The organism is Neorhizobium alkalisoli (assembly GCF_007829835.1).
In the GTDB taxonomy this organism is placed as follows: Bacteria; Pseudomonadota; Alphaproteobacteria; order Rhizobiales; family Rhizobiaceae; genus Neorhizobium.
Genome location: NZ_VIWP01000006.1, coordinates 240,004 through 260,435 on the forward strand (window position 1 = coordinate 240,004; position 20,432 = coordinate 260,435).

The window sequence follows — 20,432 nt, forward strand, 5'->3', positions numbered from 1 at the left end:
TGAGGGAACTGGACCATGGTTGAACTCGCTCTCCCCAAGAACTCTCAGATGACCGAAGGCAAGGTCTGGCCAAAGCCGGCCGGCGCCAAGAACGTCCGGGAATTCCGCATCTATCGCTGGAGCCCGGATGACGGCAAGAATCCGAGCATTGATACGTTCTATATCGATGTCGACGATTGCGGCCCGATGGTGCTCGACGGTCTGCTCTACATCAAGAACAAGATCGATCCGACGCTGACGCTGCGCCGCTCCTGCCGTGAAGGCATTTGCGGCTCCTGCGCCATGAACATCGACGGCACCAACACGCTCGCCTGCACCAAGGGCATGGACGAGGTGAAGGGCACCGTTAAGGTCTATCCGTTGCCGCATATGCCGGTGGTGAAGGACCTCGTTCCGGACCTGACCAACTTCTACGCCCAGCACCGCTCGATCGAGCCTTGGCTGAAGACGGTTTCGCCGACCCCGGCGAAGGAGTGGAAGCAGAGCCATGAGGATCGCCTCAAGCTCGACGGCCTCTATGAGTGCATTCTCTGCGCCTGCTGCTCGACTTCCTGTCCGAGCTACTGGTGGAACGGCGACCGTTATCTCGGTCCGGCGGTCCTCCTGCAGGCCTATCGCTGGCTGATCGACAGCCGCGACGAAGCCAAGGGCGAACGCCTCGACAATCTCGAGGATCCCTTCCGGCTTTATCGCTGCCACACGATCATGAACTGCGCCCAGACCTGCCCGAAGGGTCTGAACCCGGCCAAGGCAATCGCCGAAATCAAGAAGATGATGGTCGAGCGCCGCGTCTAAGCGGATCGGCTTTCTTATCGGATCCCCGGAGCTTTCGGGGATCCGCTCTATGCCGGATCTGCCCTATTTCCGGCAAAAGCGGGCTTGGCGGGTTTCAAAGGGACGCCATATTCTGCCGCTATCACTTGATTAACCAAGTCGCTTTACGGTAATTCCGTCTCAATTCGTGAACAGTCTTGGTGGATCGGACTGAAAGCAGGAGCTAGATGATGCAGTTCAGATATGTAGCGACGGGTCTTGTACTCGCAGTGGCGCTCGCCGGCTGCCAGCGGACGTCCTACAATAACTCCTATGCCGATCTGCCTGCACAGCCCGCACCGCTCCAGGCCCAGCCGGTTGGCGGCGTGGAAGGTGGACAGCTGCCGCCGCCCGGTGGCGCCGATCCTTCGCAGTTCCCGACTGCCCCTGCCGGCAATCAGCAGATGGCCGCGGTCGATCCGAATGCTGCAGCTCCGGCCAGCGCGCTCGATATCAAGAAGGAACAGATGGTCGGCAACTGGCGTGTTTCCAATGCCGGTGCCTCCTGCGACATGTTCCTGACGCTCACCAATCTCGGCTCCGGCTCGCGCGGTGGTACCCGCGGCTGCGCCGGCGAACTGACGACCATGGGTTCGTGGGAAGTCAACGGCAAGATGGTTCAGTTCAAGAACCGCGCCGGCGACGTGATCGGCCGTGTCTACAAGAGCGCCGACAATCGTTTCGACGGCACGACCAATTCCGGCCAGCCGGTCAGCCTCAGCCGCTAATCCCATTCCTTTGAGGGTATCCTTGTGGAGCCCATTCCCGAATATACATCGAGTGTCAGTGAAGAGCTGAAGGCGCTTGCCGCCTCCGGGACGCTGACGCCCGATGCCGAGCAGATGCGCGTTGCCGCCAAGCTTGATCATGTCCTGACATGCCTGCGCGAAACGAAGCCGGCCAAGAAGACCAGCGCTCTCGGCTGGCTTTTCGCCAAGGGCGGCGGCAAGCCGCGCGAGATCCGCGGGCTTTACGTGCATGGCAGCGTCGGTCGCGGCAAGACCATGCTGATGGACATGTTCTTCAAGAAAGCGCCCTCGCAGAAAAAGCGACGGGCGCATTTTCATGAGTTCATGGCCGATGTGCACAACCGCATCCACGAACAGCGGCAGAAGCTGAAGCGCGGCGAGACGCGCGAGACCGATCCCGTGCCGCCGGTGGCAAAAGCCCTGTTTGCGGAAGCCGAGCTGCTGTGCTTCGACGAGTTTTCCGTCACCGACATTACCGATGCGATGATTTTGGCGCGGCTGTTCACCGAGCTGTTTTCGCTCGGCTGCATTCTGGTCGCGACGTCGAACGTGGCGCCAGACGATCTTTACCGCGACGGGCTCAATCGCGGTCTGTTCACGCCGTTCATCGCGCTTTTGAACAAGCATGTCGATGTCGTGACGCTGGATTCGCCGACCGATTACCGCATGCAGAAACTGGCAAGCCTGCCGGTCTACCTGACGCCGCTCGATGCGCGCGCCGATGCTGCGATGGAAAGTGCCTGGCACCATGTGACGGAAGGCGAGAAGGCGCAGCCGCTCGATATTCCGATGAAAGGCCGCGCCATCCATGTGCCGGCTGCGGCGGGACGGACGGCGCGTTTCTCTTTCAGCGATCTCTGCGAAAAGCCACTCGGCGCGTCCGACTATCTGGCGATCGCGGATCGGTTCGATGCCGTCTTCGTTGATCACGTGCCGCGGCTTGGGCCCGAAAAGCGCAACGAGACGAAGCGCTTCATCAATCTGGTCGATGCGCTCTACGACCATGCAGTGCGCCTCTACATCTCGGCCGCGACGCCGCCCGAGGATCTCCTGACCGAAAAGAAGGGGACAGAAGGTTTCGAGTTCGACCGCACCGTTTCGCGTCTTTTCGAGATGCGCAGCCCGGACTATCTCGAGCTGCACCAGACCAAGCGCGCCTCCAATTAACATTTTGATGACACATTTTCTTACGTTTACGTAAGAAAATAAATATCTAACCGATTGAAAAATATCGTCACAAAATAATCGGTTGCCATTTTTTTCGGATGGGTCTATCGGTGCGGTCGCACGGCGAGCCTGCGATGACTTGCCGCAGGTAAGATCTCAAAAGGAAGCTTTTCAATGGCGCGCAAGAAGATCGCACTTATTGGTTCTGGCATGATCGGTGGCACGCTGGCGCATCTCGCCAGCCTGAAGGAACTGGGCGACGTCGTCCTGTTCGACATCGCCGATGGCATTCCGCAGGGCAAGGGCCTCGATATCGCCCAGTCCGGCCCGGTCGAAGGCTTCAATGCCAAGCTCTCCGGTGCAAGCGATTACGCTGCGATCGAAGGCGCCGATGTCTGCATCGTCACCGCTGGTGTCGCCCGCAAGCCGGGCATGAGCCGCGACGACCTTCTCGGCATCAACCTCAAGGTCATGGAACAGGTCGGCGCCGGCATCAAGAAGTATGCCCCGAACGCTTTCGTGATCTGCATCACCAACCCGCTCGACGCGATGGTCTGGGCTCTGCAGAAGTTCTCCGGCCTGCCGAAGAACATGGTCGTCGGCATGGCCGGCGTGCTTGACTCGGCTCGCTTCCGTCTCTTCCTCTCGGAAGAATTCAACGTTTCCGTCCAGGACGTCACCGCCTTCGTTCTCGGCGGCCATGGCGACACGATGGTGCCGCTCGCCCGTTACTCGACTGTCGGCGGCGTTCCGCTCACCGACCTCGTCAAGATGGGCTGGGTCACCAAGGAACGCCTCGAAGAAATCATCCAGCGCACCCGTGACGGCGGCGCCGAGATCGTCGGTCTCCTGAAGACCGGTTCGGCCTATTACGCTCCGGCTGCCTCGGCAATCGAAATGGCTGAATCCTACCTCAAGGACAAGAAGCGCGTCCTGCCGGCCGCTGCCCATCTCTCGGGTCAGTACGGCGTCAAGGACATGTATGTCGGCGTTCCGACGATCATCGGTGCCGGTGGCGTCGAGCGCATCATCGAAGTCGAATTCAACAAGGACGAAGAAGCAGCCTTCCAGAAGTCCGTCGGCGCTGTTGCCGGTCTCTGCGAAGCCTGCGTCAACATCGCGCCTGCTCTCAAGTAATTTGTCTCTGAAATAATCAGAACAGGGTAATCCCATGAACATTCACGAATATCAGGCCAAGGCTCTTCTGAAGGGCTATGGTGCGCCGGTCGCCGAAGGTGTGGCCATCTTGAAGGTAGAAGAAGCCGAAGCGGCCGCAAAGTCGCTGCCGGGCCCGCTCTACGTCGTCAAGAGCCAGATCCATGCTGGCGGTCGCGGCAAGGGCAAGTTCAAGGAACTCGGCCCGGACGCAAAGGGCGGCGTTCGCCTGGCGAAGTCGATCGAAGAGGTCGTCGCTCACGCCAAGGAAATGCTCGGCAATACGCTGGTAACCGCCCAGACGGGCGATGCCGGCAAGCAGGTCAACCGTCTCTACATCGAAGACGGCGCCGACATCGAGCGCGAACTGTATTGCTCGATCCTGGTCGACCGTTCGGTTGGTCAGGTTGCCTTCGTCGTTTCGACCGAAGGCGGCATGGACATCGAAGCCGTTGCCCACGACACGCCTGAGAAGATCCACACGATCGCCATCGACCCGATTGCCGGCGTCACGGCTGACGACGTTGCCAAGATCTCCAAGGCTCTCGAACTGTCGGGTGCTGCTGCCGAAGACGCAAAGTCGCTCTTCCCGGCGCTCTACAAGGCCTTCGGCGAAAAGGACATGGCTCTCCTCGAAGTCAATCCGCTGATCGTCATGAAGAATGGCCATCTGCGCGTTCTCGACGCCAAGATGTCCTTCGACGGCAACGCCCTGTTCCGCCATGACGACGTCAAGGCGCTGCGCGACGAGACCGAAGAAGACGCCAAGGAAATCGAAGCCTCCAAGTGGGACCTCGCCTACGTTGCCCTCGACGGCAATATCGGCTGCATGGTCAATGGTGCCGGTCTCGCCATGGCGACGATGGACATCATCAAGCTGTACGGCAAGGAGCCGGCAAACTTCTGCGACGTCGGCGGTGGCGCCGGCAAGGAGAAGGTCGCTGCTGCCTTCAAGATCATCACCGCTGACCCGAAGGTCGAGGGCATCCTCGTCAACATCTTCGGTGGCATCATGAAGTGCGACGTCATCGCGGAAGGCGTTATCGCCGCCGTCAAGGAAGTCGGCCTCAAGGTTCCGCTCGTCGTTCGCCTCGAAGGCACGAATGTCGATCTCGGCAAGAAGATCCTCAACGAATCTGGTCTCGCGATCACGGCAGCTGACGATCTCGACGACGCCGCCAAGAAGATCGTTGCGGCGATCAACGCCTAATTTGAGGACCTGAGACATGTCTATTCTCGTCAACAAGAATACCAAGGTCCTCGTTCAGGGCCTGACCGGCAAGACCGGCACCTTCCACACCGAACAGGCGCTTGCCTATTACGGCACGCAGATGGTCGGCGGTATCCACCCGAAGAAGGGTGGCGAAACCTGGACCGGCTCGAAGGGCGAAACCCTGCCGATCTTCGCTTCGGTCGCTGAAGCCAAGGAACGCACCGGTGCAGATGCTTCGGTCATCTACGTTCCGCCGGCAGGTGCAGCTGATGCGATCATCGAGGCGATCGACGCCGAGATCCCGTTCATCACCTGCATCACCGAAGGCATTCCGGTCATGGACATGGTCCGCGTCAAGGCTCGCCTCGACAAGTCCAAGTCCCGCCTGCTCGGCCCGAATTGCCCGGGCATCCTGACCCCGGAAGAATGCAAGATCGGCATCATGCCGGGCTCTATCTTCCGCAAGGGTTCGGTCGGTATCGTTTCCCGTTCGGGCACGCTGACCTACGAAGCCGTGTTCCAGACCTCCAACGAAGGCCTCGGCCAGACGACGGCTGTCGGCATCGGCGGCGACCCGGTCAAGGGTACCGAGTTCATCGACGTGCTCGAGATGTTCCTGGCTGACGAAGCCACGACCTCGATCATCATGATCGGCGAAATCGGCGGCTCGGCTGAAGAAGATGCAGCCCAGTTCCTGATCGACGAAGCCAAGAAGGGCCGCAAGAAGCCGATGGCGGGCTTCATCGCCGGCCGTACCGCTCCGAAGGGCCGCACCATGGGCCATGCCGGTGCAGTCGTTTCCGGCGGCAAGGGCGACGCAGAATCCAAGATCTCGGCCATGGAAGCGGCCGGCATCAAGGTTTCGCCTTCCCCGGCACGCCTCGGCAAGACGCTGGTTGAAGTCCTCAAGGGCTGACGCCACATAATGGTCACTCGCCGCCGATAGATAGGCGGCGATTGATCTCACAAGTTTCGGACAGGCAGGTCGCGTCATGACTTGCCTGTTTCGTGTAGCGCCCCAACCGCGTTGTTGGCGGGTGCAGGCCGCTTCGGCAGGCCTCCAAGTGACAAGACAGACCGAAGACGACAAGACACAGAAAATGCGGTCCGGGCAAAGTGTCCGGGTTCCGACTACGTCAGGAGGCGGGCGCGGCGCCCGCAAGAGACCATGGCACGGCAAGAAGCCAACGAGCAGTTTCTCATCACTTCCTTCCTGGACGGCGCCAACGCCGCCTATATCGAGCAGCTTTATGCCCGGTACGAAAGCGATCCGGCATCGCTCTCGCCCGAGTGGCAGGCCTTTTTCAAGGCGCTCGCCGACAATCCGGACGATGTGAAGAAGGCGGCGCAGGGCGCCTCCTGGAAAAAGAAGAACTGGCCGCTTTCCGCATCCGGCGATCTCGTATCGGCGCTGGACGGCAACTGGCCGGTGGTCGAAAAGGCCATCGAGACCAAGGTCAAGGCCAAGGCTGAAGCCGTTGCTGCTGCAACCGGCACGCCGGCCAGCGACGTGGACGTTCTGCAGGCGACGCGCGACAGCGTGCGCGCCATCATGATGATCCGCGCCTACCGCATGCGCGGCCACCTGCATGCCAAGCTCGATCCGCTCGGCATTGCCAGCGCCGTCGAGGACTATAACGAGCTGTCGCCGAAGTCCTACGGCTTCGAAGAGAGCGATTACGACCGCAAGATCTTCATCGACAACGTGCTCGGCCTCGAATACGCGACCGTCCGCGAGATGATCGACATCCTCGAGCGCACCTATTGCTCGACCATGGGCGTCGAGTTCATGCACATCTCGAACCCGGAAGAAAAGGCCTGGATCCAGGAACGGATCGAAGGCGCCGACAAGGCTCCCGAATTCACGCCGGAAGGCAAGAAGGCGATCCTCTCGAAGCTGGTCGAAGCCGAAGGCTACGAGCAGTTCCTCGATGTTCGCTTCAAGGGCACCAAGCGTTTCGGCCTCGACGGCGGTGAATCGCTGATCCCGGCCCTCGAACAGATCATCAAGCGTGGCGGCCAGGAAGGCCTGCAGGAAATCGTTCTCGGCATGGCCCATCGCGGCCGCCTGAACGTCCTGACCAACGTCATGCACAAGCCGCACCGCGCCGTGTTCCACGAGTTCAAGGGCGGTTCGTTCAAGCCTGACGAAGTCGAAGGTTCGGGCGACGTGAAGTACCACCTCGGCGCCTCGTCGGACCGCGAGTTCGACGGCAACAAGGTTCACCTGTCGCTGACCGCCAACCCGTCGCACCTGGAAATCGTCAACCCGGTCGTCATGGGCAAGGCGCGCGCCAAGCAGGACATGCTGACCAAGAGCTGGGACAAGGACAACATCATCCCGCTTTCGGAACGCGCCAAGGTTCTGCCGCTGCTGCTGCACGGCGATGCTGCCTTCGCGGGCCAGGGCGTGACTGCCGAAATCCTCGGCCTGTCGGGTCTGCGCGGCCACCGCGTTGCCGGCACGCTCCACTTCATCATCAACAACCAGATCGGCTTCACCACCAATCCGGCCTTCTCGCGTTCGTCGCCCTATCCGTCCGACGTCGCCAAGATGATCGAAGCACCGATCTTCCACGTCAACGGCGACGATCCGGAAGCGGTTACCTATGCCGCCAAGGTCGCCATCGAATACCGGATGAAGTTCCACAAGCCGGTCGTGGTCGACATGTTCTGCTACCGCCGCTTCGGCCATAACGAAGGCGACGAGCCCGCGTTCACGCAGCCGAAGATGTACAAGGTCATTCGTGGCCACAAGCCGGTCGCCGAGATCTATGCCTCGCGCCTGATTGCCGAAGGCCACATCACCGAAGGCGAATTCGACAAGATGAAGGCCGACTGGCGCGCTCATCTGGAAACCGAATTCGAAGCCGGCCAGAGCTACAAGCCGAACAAGGCCGACTGGCTGGACGGTCAGTGGTCGGGTCTGCGTTCGGCCGATAATGCCGACGAACAGCGCCGTGGCAAGACCGCGATGCCGATGAAGGAACTGCGCGAGATCGGCCGCAAGCTGTCGACCGTGCCGGAAGGTTTCAACGCCCACCGCACGATCCGCCGCTTCATGGAAAACCGCGCGCAGATGATCGAGACCGGCGAAGGCCTCGACTGGGCAATGGGTGAAGCGCTGGCTTTCGGTTCGCTTGCCGTCGAAGGCACGAAGATCCGTCTCTCGGGCCAGGATTGCGAACGCGGCACCTTCTCGCAGCGTCACTCGGTCCTCTACGATCAGGACACCGAAGAGCGTTATATCCCGCTCTCCAACCTGCAGCCGGGCCAGGGCAAGTACGAAGTCATCAACTCGATGCTTTCCGAAGAGGCCGTCCTCGGTTTCGAATACGGTTATTCGCTTGCCCGTCCGAATGCGCTGACCCTTTGGGAAGCCCAGTTCGGCGACTTCGCCAACGGTGCGCAGGTCGTGTTCGACCAGTTCATCTCGTCGGGCGAACGCAAGTGGCTGCGCATGTCCGGTCTCGTCTGCCTCCTGCCGCATGGTTATGAAGGCCAGGGTCCGGAACACTCTTCGGCCCGCCTCGAGCGCTGGCTGCAGATGTGCGCCGAAGACAACATGCAGGTTGCCAACGTCACGACGCCGGCCAACTACTTCCACATCCTGCGCCGCCAGGTGAAGCGCGACTTCCGCAAGCCGCTGATCCTGATGACGCCGAAGTCGCTGCTGCGTCACAAGCGCGCCACGTCTTCGCTGGCGGAACTGGCGGGCGAAAGCTCGTTCCACCGCCTGCTGTGGGACGATGCCGAAGTCATCAAGGACGGTCCGATCAAGCTCCAGAAGGATGCCAAGATCCGCCGCGTCGTGATGTGCACCGGCAAGGTCTATTACGATCTGCTCGAAGAGCGCGAAAAGCGCGGCATCGACGACATCTACCTGCTGCGCATCGAACAGCTCTATCCGTTCCCGGCCAAGGCGCTGATCAACGAACTGTCGCGGTTCCGCAATGCCGAGATGGTCTGGTGCCAGGAAGAGCCGAAGAACATGGGCTCCTGGTCGTTCATCGACCCCTATCTGGAATGGGTGCTGGCCCATATCGATGCCAAGTATCAGCGCGTCCGTTACACGGGCCGCCCGGCTGCCGCATCTCCGGCGACCGGCCTGATGTCGAAGCATCTGGCTCAGCTCGAAGCCTTCCTCGAAGACGCGCTCGGCGGCTGATTTTCAGCCGCCCCTTTCACCCGTTCGAAACAAATCTGACAAACACGGAAACAGATCATGGCCACCGAAATCCGCGTCCCCACTCTCGGCGAATCCGTCAGCGAGGCAACCGTCGGCACCTGGTTCAAGAAGGTCGGCGACACGATCAAGGCCGACGAGCCGCTGGTTGAACTGGAAACCGACAAGGTGACCGTCGAAGTTCCCGCACCGGCTTCGGGCGTCCTGACCGAGATCGTCGCTCAGAACGGCGAGACCGTCGGTCTCGGCGCGCTGCTCGGCCAGATCGCCGAAGGCGCTGCCGGCGCTGCGACTGCCGCTCCTGCCGCCAAGCCTGCTGAAGCCGCACCGGCTGCTGCCCCGGCACCGGCCGCCGCCGCTGCGGCCGCCTCCTCGATGCCGCCGGCTCCGGCTGCCGCCAAGGTTGCTGCCGACAACAATATCTCGACTGCAGACATTGACGGCTCCGGCAAGCGTGGCCAGGTCCTGAAGGGCGACGTTCTCGCAGCCGTCGCCAAGGGCACGTCCGCTCCGGCGGCACCCGTTGCTGTCGCTGCTCCGCGCCCGGTCTCGTCTGCTGAAGACGCACCGCGCGAAGAACGCGTGAAGATGACGCGCCTGCGTCAGACGATCGCCAAGCGCCTCAAGGACGCCCAGAACACCGCCGCCATGCTCACCACCTATAACGAGGTGGACATGTCGGCCGTGATGGACCTGCGTAACCGCTACAAGGACGTGTTCGAGAAGAAGCATGGCGTCAAGCTCGGCTTCATGGGCTTCTTCACCAAGGCCGTCACGCACGCCCTGAAGGAACTGCCGGCCGTTAACGCCGAGATCGACGGCACCGACATCATCTACAAGAACTACTGCCACGTCGGCATGGCTGTCGGCACCGACAAGGGCCTGGTCGTTCCGGTCATCCGCGATGCGGACGAGCGTTCGATCGCCGGCGTCGAAAAGGAACTCGGCCGTCTCGCCAAGGCTGCCCGTGACGGTTCGCTGTCGATGGCCGACATGCAGGGCGGCACGTTCACCATCACCAATGGTGGCGTCTACGGTTCGCTGATGTCCTCGCCGATCCTGAACGCTCCGCAGTCGGGTATTCTCGGCATGCACAAGATCCAGGAGCGTCCGGTCGCGATCGGCGGTCAGGTCGTCATCCGTCCGATGATGTATCTGGCGCTGTCCTACGACCACCGTATCGTCGACGGCAAGGAAGCCGTTACCTTCCTGGTGCGCGTCAAGGAAAGCCTCGAAGATCCGGAACGTCTGGTTCTCGATCTCTAATCGACGCGAGCAATCGCAAGGGAGGGCAGTATGGAACTGGCTTCGGCAAACGCATCGCATGTCGTGGTGTTGCTTTGCTTGAGCGTCGCTCTGCTGCTCTTCCATATTCTCCTGCAAGGCATGCTGGCCACCCGTGAACTCGGCTCCGAATGGAATGCCGGTCCGCGGGATGGCGACAGGCAGCCGACAAATGCCCGGGCGGGTCGTGCCGCCCGTGCCTCGAAAAACTTCCAGGAAACCTATCCGGCCTTTATCGGCCTCCTGCTCGGCCTCGCCTTCATGGGGGATACGAGCGGATTCGGCATTGTCGGCAGCTGGCTCTGGCTGGTTGCCCGGATCGTCTATATCCCGCTCTACCTTGCCGGCATCGCCTATATCCGTTCGCTCGTCTGGGTGTTGAGCGTGCTCGGGCTGGTTCTGATGATGATCGGGCTTTTGCTGTGATTGCTCTGCGCAAGACATATCTTGCCGCGCCGCTGGCGGCACTGGCCTTGCTCGTCGGCGGTGGGCCGACCCATGCACTGGATCTGGCGAAGATCTCACCCAATCTGGTCGTGTTTACCGATCGGTCGCGGTCGCTCGAATCCCGCCGCCTGGTCGAGATCCCGATCGGGCAGTTGCCGCTTGCCGATGGCAGGCTTGTTGCGATGGATCCGCTCGTGCAGCCCGACAGGAAGCCGTTCACGCGCCCGGTGCCAACCGGGACCTATCCGGTTTCCCTCATCCGCGGTGCCAGTGAATATGACAGGCCGGCCCTTCTCGTCATCCGCTTCTCCGGCGCCGAGGTGAAAAGCTTCGAGCTCGCGCTGATCGAGGGCCAGGATGTCGGCACGCTGAAGAAGGACGAATTTTTCGGCATCCCGGTCGATGCGGGTGTCGCGGCTTTTGCAAATTCGGGTTTCGCTGCGGCCCAGGCAAAACGTGATGCGGCCGAACAGGAAAAACTCGGCAGCCGTTACGGTTCCTATTACGACACTGTCCTGTCGGCTGAAATGCCCGGCACGGCGGGTAACGAGCATGTATTTCACCGGCCCTTGGACGACAGCGATGGGGCCGCCGCCATTACCCAGGCGGGCTGGGGCGACGGATTTTATCCGGTCCTGTTCGGTCTCGACGAGAGCGGCAAGCCGGCTCTTGCCTTTATCGATTTTTATGTCATCGAGGACGGTGACGGGCGCAGCGATTTCGAGAAGGAAAAGGATGCCGTTCTGGCGGCGCTGACGCCGCAGCAGCAGGACGACAACAAATCGGCCTATCAGGCGCTCAAGTCCGGCGACGAAACGGCTTTCGCGCATTATATATCCGACAAGCGGATCGCACCGAAGGATTACGTTCTGGAAAGCGGCGGCTCTTTCATGCTGGAAGCGATCCGGCTCGACCGGCCGGTCGCGCTTGCGGCGATGCTGAAGGCCGGTGCCGATGACAGGCTCAGCCCGTATGACGAGATCTTGAACGACACCTATTCGGCATTCGCTCAGGCGATGAATGACCATGCCGCAAAAGCGAAGGCCGAGGGCAAGACCGACGCCAAGCCTCGCTCCTCTCAACTTATGGCCGTCATCGCGGAGCTGAAACAGCGTCCCGGCGGCTCCGATCAACCGAAATGAACACCCGAAAGTAGGATGAAGCTATGGCATATGATGTTGTTGTGATTGGTTCCGGCCCCGGCGGTTATGTCTGCGCGATCAAGGCTGCACAGCTCGGCCTCAAGGTCGCCGTCGTCGAAAAGCGCGCCACCTATGGCGGTACCTGCCTGAATATCGGCTGCATCCCGTCCAAGGCGCTGCTGCACGCGTCCGAAATGTTCGCCCATGTCGCCCATGGCGTCGACCAGCTCGGCGTCGAGGTTTCGGCTCCGAAGCTCAACCTCGAAAAGATGATGGCCCACAAGGACGCGACCGTTAAGTCGAATACCGACGGCGTTTCCTTCCTGTTCAAGAAGAACAAGATCGACGGCTTCATCGGCACCGGCAAGATCGTTTCGGCCGGCAAGGTTTCCGTCACCGCCGAAGACGGCAAGGTGCAGGAACTGGAAACGAAGAACATCGTCATCGCCACCGGCTCCGACGTTGCCGGCATTCCGGGCCTCAATGTCGCGATCGACGAGAAGGTCATTGTTTCCTCGACCGGCGCGATCGCGCTCGACAAGGTTCCGCAGAACCTCGTCGTCGTCGGCGGTGGCGTCATCGGCATGGAGCTCGGTTCGGTCTGGTCGCGCCTCGGCGCCAAGGTCACCGTCATCGAATATCTCGACAAGCTGCTCGGCGCCATGGATGGCGACGTCTCCAAGCAGTTCCAGCGGATGATGGCCAAGCAGGGCATGGATATCCGCACCGATGCCAAGGTCACCGGCGTCGAAAAGACGGCAACCGGCGCCAAGGTCACCTATGAGCCGGTCAAGGGCGGCGATGCCGTGACGGTCGAAGCCGACGTCGTTCTGATCTCGACCGGCCGCAAGCCTTATACCGAAGGCCTCGGCCTGGAAGGTGCGGGCGTTGCTCTCGACAATCGCGGCCGCGTCGAAATCGACGGCCACTTCAAGACCAATGTCGCCGGCATCTATGCGATCGGCGACGTGGTGAAGGGCCCGATGCTGGCCCACAAGGCAGAAGACGAAGGCGTTGCACTTGCCGAAATCCTCGCCGGCCAGCATGGTCATGTGAACTATGACGTCATTCCGGGCGTCGTCTACACCCAGCCGGAAGTCGCCTCTGTCGGCAAGACGGAAGAGGAACTGAAGGCCGCAGGCATCGCCTACAAGGTCGGCAAGTTCCCGTTCACGGCCAATGGTCGCGCCCGCGCCATGCTCGTCACCGAAGGCTTCGTCAAGATCCTTGCCGACAAGGAAACGGACAAGGTTCTCGGCGGCCATATCGTCGGCTTCGGCGCCGGCGAGATGATCCACGAGATTGCCGTCCTGATGGAGTTCGGCGGTTCTTCCGAAGACCTCGGCCGCACCTGCCACGCGCACCCGACCATGTCGGAAGCCGTCAAGGAAGCCGCGCTCGCGACCTTCGCCAAGCCGATCCATATGTGATCCGGCCTTTTGCTCAATCTGGAAAAGCGGTAGAGTTCAACTCTGCCGCTTTTTGCTTTTTGGGTGGATGGCCGTGAACGAGAAAATCAGCATCGCTTTGCCGCCGCAGATGATCGACGAGATAAAGGCTCGCGTCGATACGGGTCTTTATGACTCCACCAGCGATGTCATGCAGGCTGCACTTCGGGCTCTGGATCGAGAAGAAGCTCTCATGGGCCAGAGCATCGATGCAAAAGTTCGGGAAGCCCTCGACGACGATAGCCCCGCCATTCCGGCGGATGCAGTGTTCGAGCGGCTTGAACAGCTCCACGCCGCAAGCAAGCGGGACGGTTGATGGCGAGAGAGGTATGGTTTCATTCCCTGGCGGATGCCGACCTCGAAGCAATCTATCGTTTCATCGCAAATGATAGGATGTCCTAAAGCAGGAAATCCGCCTTGTAGAGTTTTACCGCATCATCGAAATGGATGGCGAAGTCGGCCTTTCTGTCGCCGTTCACATCGGCATAGACAAAGGTCTCGGATTTCAGCTTTTCGTATCTCAACTCTCCGGCATGGCCGGTAAAGGATTTTGTGGCGATCCAGTCGAAGGACTGGTTGCCGCCGGTCTTGGTGTTGGCGTCGATCGTGCGCAGGTCGATCAGGTCGCGAACGGGGTCACCGATGACATGGTGCCAGTCTGTGATGACGTCGGGAGCCTTTACCGTGCTTTCCTTGATCGACTTGAAGAGGAAGATATCGGCACCGCTTCCACCGGTCAGGATGTCCTGGCCCATGCCGCCGTGCAGGATGTCGTTGCCGTCGTAACCGAGCAGCATATCGTTTCCAGCACCGGCAAAAAGCCTGTCCATGCCGAGCGTGCCGAGAAGCTGGTCGAATTTCGCCGTGCCCCTGAAAGTTTCGACGACATCCAATGTTTCGAGCAGGAGCGGTTCTCCGATGATCGTCTCGCCGTTCACCGTCGCGTCGACCCGCAGGACGAGATAACGGTCGATCGCAATCGTGGTCTCGTAATCGAGCGGCTTGGTGGTGACGACAAGGTTGCCCTTGATCGCAAAACTGTCGTCAGGCTTCCAGTTCCCGTTCACATCGGTCACCTGCGAGGTCACGGTATAGGTGACGTTGCCATCGACAGGATTTTCGAGAGAAATTATCGCCAGCGGCGTGCCGACCGGCAGGTCTTCAGGAAAGGCTTTCAGCAATCCGGTAATGACAATGCTGTTGGCTGCCATGCATGTCCGTCCCTGTTGTCGGATGCCCCAGGCGCTGATTTTTCACGAAACCGCGCCATGTCCGGAGCATTTGTAAGCTTCTGCCAAAACATCAGCAAGCGATCCACGCCGAAAACGATTCGTTCGGCCATTCCTTGTGTTCATCCGTGCGAACCACCTGCGCGCGAAGGGCAAGGTGGCCGAATACCTCTTTTGTCGCAAGGTGGCGCCAAAGGTTAACAAGGCGTTGATTCGAATGGCGTCAACCCCGAGTTTTTCCCGCTTAATCGCCAGTTTTGCGCGGAAACACAAATAGCAGTACTGATTCGCTCAACGCCCGGCGTGTTCAGGGCGCGCTCGCCGCACAGTCCCCAGTCGCGACAGCCTGCGTAAGTCGTTCCTCATTATCCGTCTCCTGCATGAAGCATTGCCGCATCGTTTATGCGGCATGGGCCATGACGTCTTTGCCCGGCGGTTCCCAGATTTTCCTATGTGGCAAGACGGTCCTCAGGAGGCCAAATTGACCAGTATATCTTCTCTCACAAGCTCGTCCGCGAGCACCTACAGGCTCAGCCTCGACAAGAATGGCGACGGCGTCGTATCCGCCGACGAACTTGCCGCGGCCAATACGGCCGCTTCCTCGTCCGCATCGACATCGTCCTCGCTGCTTTCGACAAGCGACGATACGGATGCCGGCACCGATCCGGCCGCCAAACTGTCCTCGATGATCATGTCCCTGCTTCTGCAGATGAGCGGCGGCGCGCCGTCGGACGGTTCACAGGATGCGGGATCGGATGGCGACCGGCCGGCACCGCCGACGATTTCCGATCTGGATACGGATGGTGACGGCGTTGTCAGCGCCTCCGAGTTCGCCGCCTCCAAGCCGGATGACGTCACGGACGACATGTCTGCCAACCTGTTCTCGCAGCTCGATGCAGACGGCAATGGCAGCATTGACGAGACCGAGTTCCAGGCGATGCGCAACGGCCCGCCGCCTCCGCCGCCTGGCGGCGCTGACCCGGCTGCAACGGAGACTGCGAGCGAGGACCTGCCGACCAGCCTCAACGACCTGCTGGAACAGATCCAGTCGTTCGCGAAGCAGTATCTCGACGCGTTTTCGGATTCGGAAACGAGCGTCTCTGTCGCATCGCTCTGACATCAGAACCGGATGGCTCGCCCTCGCGCATCGGGCGGGCCTCCTTTGCAGGTTTCAGTTCACCCGTGTGACCTTGAAACCCTGATTGCGGAAGAGCTCCACCAGTCCTTCCTCACCCTGCAGATGCAGGGCGCCGACCGCGATGAAGGCATTGCCTTCGGCGAGATAGGCGGCGGCCCTTTCGGCCATTGTGTGGTTTCGCTTGATGATCACGACGCTCTCGAATTCGGCATAGGCGTCGGCGGGCATAGCCTTGTCATCGCGCGAGAAGCGCCGCAGAAGCGGTGAAAGCGGCCTCAGGTCACCGGCCTTGTAAAGTTCGACCGTTGTCTCGTCGATATCCCGCAGCTGTTTTGCGGATGTGATGGCTTCGAGCAGGCCCTTGATCTGGGCTTCCAGCGACATGCTGTTGATCGCCCCGTATTGCTCCTCGACCGTTTCGAGACCCTTGATCGGCAGCTTGCGTTTGACGGCTTCCAGCGCCAGCTGCTGGTCGAGGACGGCCACGCCCTTCCTGGCTGCCGCTTCAGGGGATGATTTGCAGGATGCGCCGGCAATATTGGCGACCAGCCAGGGCCTTAGATAGTTGACCGCTGAGAGAGGCGCGCCCTTGGCCGTCAATGTCGAGTTGACGAGCTGCTTCTGGTCTTCCGTCAGGAAATCCTCGATGCGCTTGCCGGCCGGCATCATCATCATGTCGGGTTTGGTGAAGGCGAGCAGCCGGGCCTTGCCGAGATCCAGAAGCTGGTCGGATTCCAGCACCAGAACCTTTGCACCGAGAAACGCCCGCCTGGTTGCCGGCGAGATCTTCAGCACACGCGGATCGGACACATGCATCGTGCCGAACAGCCAGGACGGTTTCTGGCCGCGTTTCTCGATCTTCCAGAACAGGCCCTTCGCATTCGGGATCTTTTTGCCTTCGGCTATGATCTGCGCATAGGCCTTGGGATCGCTCTTTCTTATCGCGGCAAGAAGATCCGTGCCCTGACAGGTCGGCTCCGTGGTTTCCGCCGCCGAGGCCGGCATTGATAGCGCGGCGAAGAGAGCGAGGAAGGCAAGCACCAGCGGCGTTCGGCTAGCCTGATGTCGGAATGAAAATCTGCGGCTGAAAGGCGGCGTGAGGCGAGTGAACATGGGAACCGTCAAAAATGGCTTCGATCTCAAATTCGCTGGCCGAAGATTGACGAGATTTGCGGCCGAGGCAAGCCCTCGGCCGGCTTTGATGTTCCCGTCCTAGTCGGCCTTGGTCACGGTAAAGCCCTGCTTGCGGAAGAGCTCCACCAGTCCTTCGTCACCCGACAGATGGAGAGCGCCGACGGCAATGAAGGCGCCGCCCTTGTCGAGGATGGGTGCTGCGCGTTCCGCCATGGTGTGATTGCGCCGGCGGACGACGAGCTCCTCGAAATCGCCGTAACCCGCCGCCTCATCTTCGCCTTCCGGCGCTGCGGTTTTCAGGAAGGGCACGGTGAGGCCCATATCGCCGGAGAGATAGAGGTCGGTCATCGTCTCGAAGACGTCGTCGAGTTTCGGCCCGAGCTTGATCGTTTCGATCAGCGATTGCATGTGCTGATCGATCGGGATGGCTGCGAGCGTCGAGAGCTGTTCGGCAAAGGTTTCCAGGCCCTTGACGGCCTTGCCTTGTGCAGCGGCATCCAGGGCCAGCTGCTTGTCCAGGAAGGCCGCATTCTGCGCCTTGCGGGCCGTCTCGCAGGCGGGGATGGAAACGAAGGCCATCAGCATCCACGGTTTCATCCGCGATACTGCGGCAAGCGGAATACCGCGTTTCATCAGACCGGCCTGCAGCAGATCCAGATCCGGCTTCGACAGAAGGGTCTCGATCGACGTGCCATCGGTGAACATGGTCAGTTCCGGCTTTGCCAGCATGCCGGCCATGGCCTTCTTGTCGTCGAGCACTTCGTCGGATTCGACGACGATCGTGTTGGCTTGAAGGCGGGCCGCATCGGCGCCATCCGGCATTTTCAGGACGCGCGGATCGCTGACATGCATGGTGCCGAGCAGATAGGAGGTCGGCACGCCCGGCTTTTCGATCTTCCAGAAAATGCCCTTGCCGTTCGGGACCTTTGCGCCTTCGGCAAGCAGTTTCTGATAACCGGCCGGATCATTGGCCTTCATCTCTTCGACGAGGTTATGGCCGCCGCAGGCTGCAGCCTCTTCGGCGCGCGCGGCGGTGAGATGGAAAAGAACGAGGAACAGAGTCGCGAGCAGCGCTGCCGGGGCGGCGGCGGCGAGCCAGAGTGTCAGTGTTTGCGCACGTTTAAAAAACATGCCCGCAGAAGCGGTAAAAGCTGCAGTCATCGATCAATCCATGCATGTCGCGGCAGCGCTATTTTAGCTCTGCCGGCAGTAACAGTTGCTTAACTTACAGGGTTAAGATTTTGTTCAGGCGCGGGGATGCGCCTTGTCGTAAACCGCGAGAAGCCGGGCGGTATCGATGCCGGTATAGACCTGTGTCGTCGACAGGCTAGCATGGCCGAGCAGTTCCTGAATGGTGCGCAGGTCGCCGCCGCCGGCAAGAAGATGCGTGGCGAAGGAATGGCGCAGCGCGTGCGGCGTCGCCGTATCCGGCAGGCCGAGCGCGCCACGCAGTTTTTGCACCTCACGCTGGATGATGGCCGGCTGCAGCGGGCCGCCGCGGGCACCGCGGAATAGCGGTTCATTGTCTGCCAGATGGTAAGGGCAGAGTTTCCGATAGGCCGTGACGGCATCGAGCACGACCGAGAGCAGCGGCACGATGCGTGTCTTGCCGCCCTTGCCGGCGATGCGCAAGGCGGTCGTGCCGGGATCGACATTCTGGGGCAGGAGGCCGAGCGCCTCGGAAATGCGCAGGCCGCAGCCATAGAGGAGTGCCAGGACGGCGGCGTTGCGGGCAGCAATCCAGGGCTCCTCCGCAAGCTGTGCGTCGCTGCCGACGAGATTGATCGCTTGACGGTCTGTCAGTGGTTTTGGCAAGGATTTTGGCTGACGTGGCGCGCGGATGGCGCCGGCGGCTGCCGCATTGATCAGGCCCTTGCGCTCCAGATAACGCAAAAGCGAGCGTAGCCCGGCGAGGTGGCGGCCGAGCGAGCGGGCGCCCGATCCCTCGCGGCGGCGCCAGGCGAGGAAGGCGCGCAGATCGGCGGGGCGCAGCGTGTGGATGTCGGCAATCGAGGGCGGGCCGGCGAGATGGCGGGTGAGGAAGGTCAGGAACTGGCGCGTATCGCGCTCATAGGCTTCCAGCGTATTGCGCGAAAGCCGCCTTTCGCCGGCAAGGCTTTCAAGCCAGCTGCCGCGCTCGGCAAGAAGATCGGGGGCGGCGATGATCAGCAGTTCGTTCAATGTGTTCGCCGTCGAATGTCGCGAGTTGAATTCGGTCCCTTGTCGCACCAGATTGCTACGAACGGCGTTACGGAATCCCTAAGCGTCAGGCATTCTGCCATAGTTCGACCTTTAGGGGCTGTATTGTCGGGGTCCGGGATTCGAGGAGTTTTCAGAGTGCGCCGTGATTCTATGATGACCTTCGGACAGTTCGCCGATGCGATCGCCTTAGTTTCTCAGGGGCGACCCGGCCACATCGTCGATACGCTGATCGCCGAGCGAGGCCAGCGTATCGTCAAAAGCCCGTTCTGGCCGGTCATGCGGCCGTTTCTCTATACTTTATTGCGCTATGGCAAGGCGATCGGTTTTGCCAACGACGTGGCACATCTGACGGGTTTCCAATCTTTCGAATATATGAGCGGCCTCTTGAAGTTGAAGGTCACCGCCAGTCATGAGGAGCGTATTCCGGCCAGCGGCGGCTTCATCCTTGTCAGCAATCATCCGACCGGCATTGCCGATGGCGTCGCAGTCTTCGATCTTCTGAAATCGACACGGCCGGACATGATGGTATTTGCCAATCGCGATGCGGTGCGCGTCAATCCGCGGTTCGCGGAAATGATCATTCCGGTCGAGTGGCGCGAGGAACACAAGAGCAAGCTGAAGACCCGCGAGACCCTGCTTCTCACCAATAGCAGCGTCGAGGAGAGCAAAGTCCTGGTACTGTTTCCTTCCGGCCGGATTGCCTATCGGGAGGGGGGCGTCCTGAACGAGCGACCGTGGAAGACTTCCGCCGTCGGACTGGCGCGCAAATACAATCTGCCTATCCTGCCGGTGCATCTGACGGCACGCAATTCCGGCCTGTTCTACTGGCTCGCCAAATGGTCGACCGAACTGCGCGACATGACCGTTTTTCACGAGCTTCTGAACAAGAAGGGCAATCATTTCAGCTTTACCATTGGCCATATGATTGCGCCGGATACTTTGGAAGGCGATATCGGCGACGTGACGCGCGCGCTGGAACATCATACCGTGTTCGGTCTGGCGGAAGATGGCGATATCCGTTTCCAAGGGGTTGGCGGCCTGAAGGCCGCCACGGCTGCCTGACAGGGCACCATAGTTTCCGTCTTTACTGTTCACTTTTGTTCCGCTTTTGGGCATGGTCGCCGC

18 protein-coding genes are annotated in these 20,432 nt (G+C 60.7%); 14 read left to right on the forward strand and 4 right to left on the reverse strand.

Translation table 11 applies throughout. The features are described from left to right. The first annotated feature begins 15 nt into the window (after nucleotides 1–15). The 12 genes from FHW37_RS22810 to FHW37_RS22865 all read left to right on the forward strand — a co-directional run bounded on the left by FHW37_RS22810 (nucleotide 16) and on the right by FHW37_RS22865 (nucleotide 13,920). Nucleotides 16–795 (forward strand): succinate dehydrogenase iron-sulfur subunit, encoded by a 780-nt coding sequence (locus tag FHW37_RS22810; protein ID WP_145640550.1) that lies wholly within the window; start codon nucleotides 16–18, stop codon nucleotides 793–795. 209 nt (nucleotides 796–1,004) lie between these two features. Continuing rightward, a complete protein-coding gene (locus FHW37_RS22815) occupies nucleotides 1,005–1,541 on the forward strand; it encodes a protease inhibitor Inh/omp19 family protein (RefSeq protein ID WP_145640802.1) in 537 nt (178 codons plus the stop codon). 24 nt (nucleotides 1,542–1,565) lie between these two features. Next, the gene (gene zapE, locus FHW37_RS22820) at nucleotides 1,566–2,729 is read left to right on the forward strand and encodes a cell division protein ZapE (protein ID WP_145640552.1); all 1,164 of its coding nucleotides are present in this window, start codon (nucleotides 1,566–1,568) and stop codon (nucleotides 2,727–2,729) included. Nucleotides 2,730–2,903: 174 nt separating this feature from the next. Then, nucleotides 2,904–3,866 carry a malate dehydrogenase gene (gene mdh / locus FHW37_RS22825; RefSeq protein ID WP_145640553.1) on the forward strand — a complete coding sequence of 321 codons (963 nt, stop codon included), beginning with the start codon at nucleotides 2,904–2,906 and terminating at the stop codon, nucleotides 3,864–3,866. 34 nt (nucleotides 3,867–3,900) lie between these two features. Then, the gene (gene sucC / locus FHW37_RS22830) at nucleotides 3,901–5,094 is read left to right on the forward strand and encodes an ADP-forming succinate--CoA ligase subunit beta (RefSeq protein WP_145640555.1); all 1,194 of its coding nucleotides are present in this window, start codon (nucleotides 3,901–3,903) and stop codon (nucleotides 5,092–5,094) included. A 16-nt stretch (nucleotides 5,095–5,110) separates the two neighbouring features. Further along, a complete protein-coding gene (gene sucD / locus FHW37_RS22835) occupies nucleotides 5,111–6,013 on the forward strand; it encodes a succinate--CoA ligase subunit alpha (protein WP_145640557.1) in 903 nt (300 codons plus the stop codon). Between the two features lie 252 nt (nucleotides 6,014–6,265). Continuing rightward, nucleotides 6,266–9,265, forward strand: coding sequence for a 2-oxoglutarate dehydrogenase E1 component (locus tag FHW37_RS22840; RefSeq protein WP_145640558.1), 3,000 nt, complete (start codon nucleotides 6,266–6,268; stop codon nucleotides 9,263–9,265). 57 nt (nucleotides 9,266–9,322) lie between these two features. After that, the gene (gene odhB, locus FHW37_RS22845) at nucleotides 9,323–10,549 is read left to right on the forward strand and encodes a 2-oxoglutarate dehydrogenase complex dihydrolipoyllysine-residue succinyltransferase (RefSeq protein WP_145640560.1); all 1,227 of its coding nucleotides are present in this window, start codon (nucleotides 9,323–9,325) and stop codon (nucleotides 10,547–10,549) included. A gap of 30 nt (nucleotides 10,550–10,579) precedes the next feature. Next, nucleotides 10,580–10,993: an MAPEG family protein gene (locus FHW37_RS22850; RefSeq protein ID WP_145640562.1), complete on the forward strand. Its 414-nt coding sequence runs from the start codon at nucleotides 10,580–10,582 to the stop codon at nucleotides 10,991–10,993. After that, nucleotides 10,990–12,156 (forward strand): DUF4241 domain-containing protein, encoded by a 1,167-nt coding sequence (locus FHW37_RS22855; protein ID WP_145640563.1) that lies wholly within the window; start codon nucleotides 10,990–10,992, stop codon nucleotides 12,154–12,156. The genes FHW37_RS22850 and FHW37_RS22855 overlap by 4 nt, the downstream gene beginning before the upstream one ends. Nucleotides 12,157–12,179: 23 nt before the next feature. Next, the gene (gene lpdA, locus FHW37_RS22860) at nucleotides 12,180–13,586 is read left to right on the forward strand and encodes a dihydrolipoyl dehydrogenase (protein ID WP_145640565.1); all 1,407 of its coding nucleotides are present in this window, start codon (nucleotides 12,180–12,182) and stop codon (nucleotides 13,584–13,586) included. A 67-nt stretch (nucleotides 13,587–13,653) separates the two neighbouring features. Then, complete coding sequence (locus FHW37_RS22865; RefSeq protein WP_145640567.1) at nucleotides 13,654–13,920, forward strand: ribbon-helix-helix domain-containing protein; 267 nt, start codon at nucleotides 13,654–13,656, stop codon at nucleotides 13,918–13,920. Nucleotides 13,921–14,002: 82 nt separating this feature from the next. On the opposite strand, the gene FHW37_RS34530 is transcribed toward FHW37_RS22865, so the two are convergent. Then, the gene (locus FHW37_RS34530; RefSeq protein ID WP_145640568.1) at nucleotides 14,003–14,815 is read right to left on the reverse strand and encodes a calcium-binding protein; all 813 of its coding nucleotides are present in this window, start codon (nucleotides 14,813–14,815) and stop codon (nucleotides 14,003–14,005) included. Nucleotides 14,816–15,314: 499 nt separating this feature from the next. Here FHW37_RS34530 and FHW37_RS22875 point away from each other — a divergent pair, with 499 nt between their 5' ends. Continuing rightward, nucleotides 15,315–15,950, forward strand: coding sequence for an EF-hand domain-containing protein (locus FHW37_RS22875; protein ID WP_186458362.1), 636 nt, complete (start codon nucleotides 15,315–15,317; stop codon nucleotides 15,948–15,950). A gap of 54 nt (nucleotides 15,951–16,004) precedes the next feature. On the opposite strand, the gene FHW37_RS22880 is transcribed toward FHW37_RS22875, so the two are convergent. From FHW37_RS22880 to FHW37_RS22890, 3 genes are all read right to left on the reverse strand, one after another. Continuing rightward, complete coding sequence (locus FHW37_RS22880) at nucleotides 16,005–17,012, reverse strand: TraB/GumN family protein (protein ID WP_186458363.1); 1,008 nt, start codon at nucleotides 17,010–17,012, stop codon at nucleotides 16,005–16,007. 171 nt (nucleotides 17,013–17,183) lie between these two features. Then, complete coding sequence (locus FHW37_RS22885; RefSeq protein ID WP_145640572.1) at nucleotides 17,184–18,266, reverse strand: TraB/GumN family protein; 1,083 nt, start codon at nucleotides 18,264–18,266, stop codon at nucleotides 17,184–17,186. A gap of 84 nt (nucleotides 18,267–18,350) precedes the next feature. Next, the gene (locus tag FHW37_RS22890; protein ID WP_145640574.1) at nucleotides 18,351–19,286 is read right to left on the reverse strand and encodes a tyrosine recombinase XerC; all 936 of its coding nucleotides are present in this window, start codon (nucleotides 19,284–19,286) and stop codon (nucleotides 18,351–18,353) included. A gap of 171 nt (nucleotides 19,287–19,457) precedes the next feature. On the opposite strand from FHW37_RS22890, the gene FHW37_RS22895 reads away from it, so the two are divergent. Next, nucleotides 19,458–20,369: a GNAT family N-acetyltransferase gene (locus FHW37_RS22895; RefSeq protein WP_145640804.1), complete on the forward strand. Its 912-nt coding sequence runs from the start codon at nucleotides 19,458–19,460 to the stop codon at nucleotides 20,367–20,369. The last annotated feature ends 63 nt before the right edge of the window (nucleotides 20,370–20,432 follow it).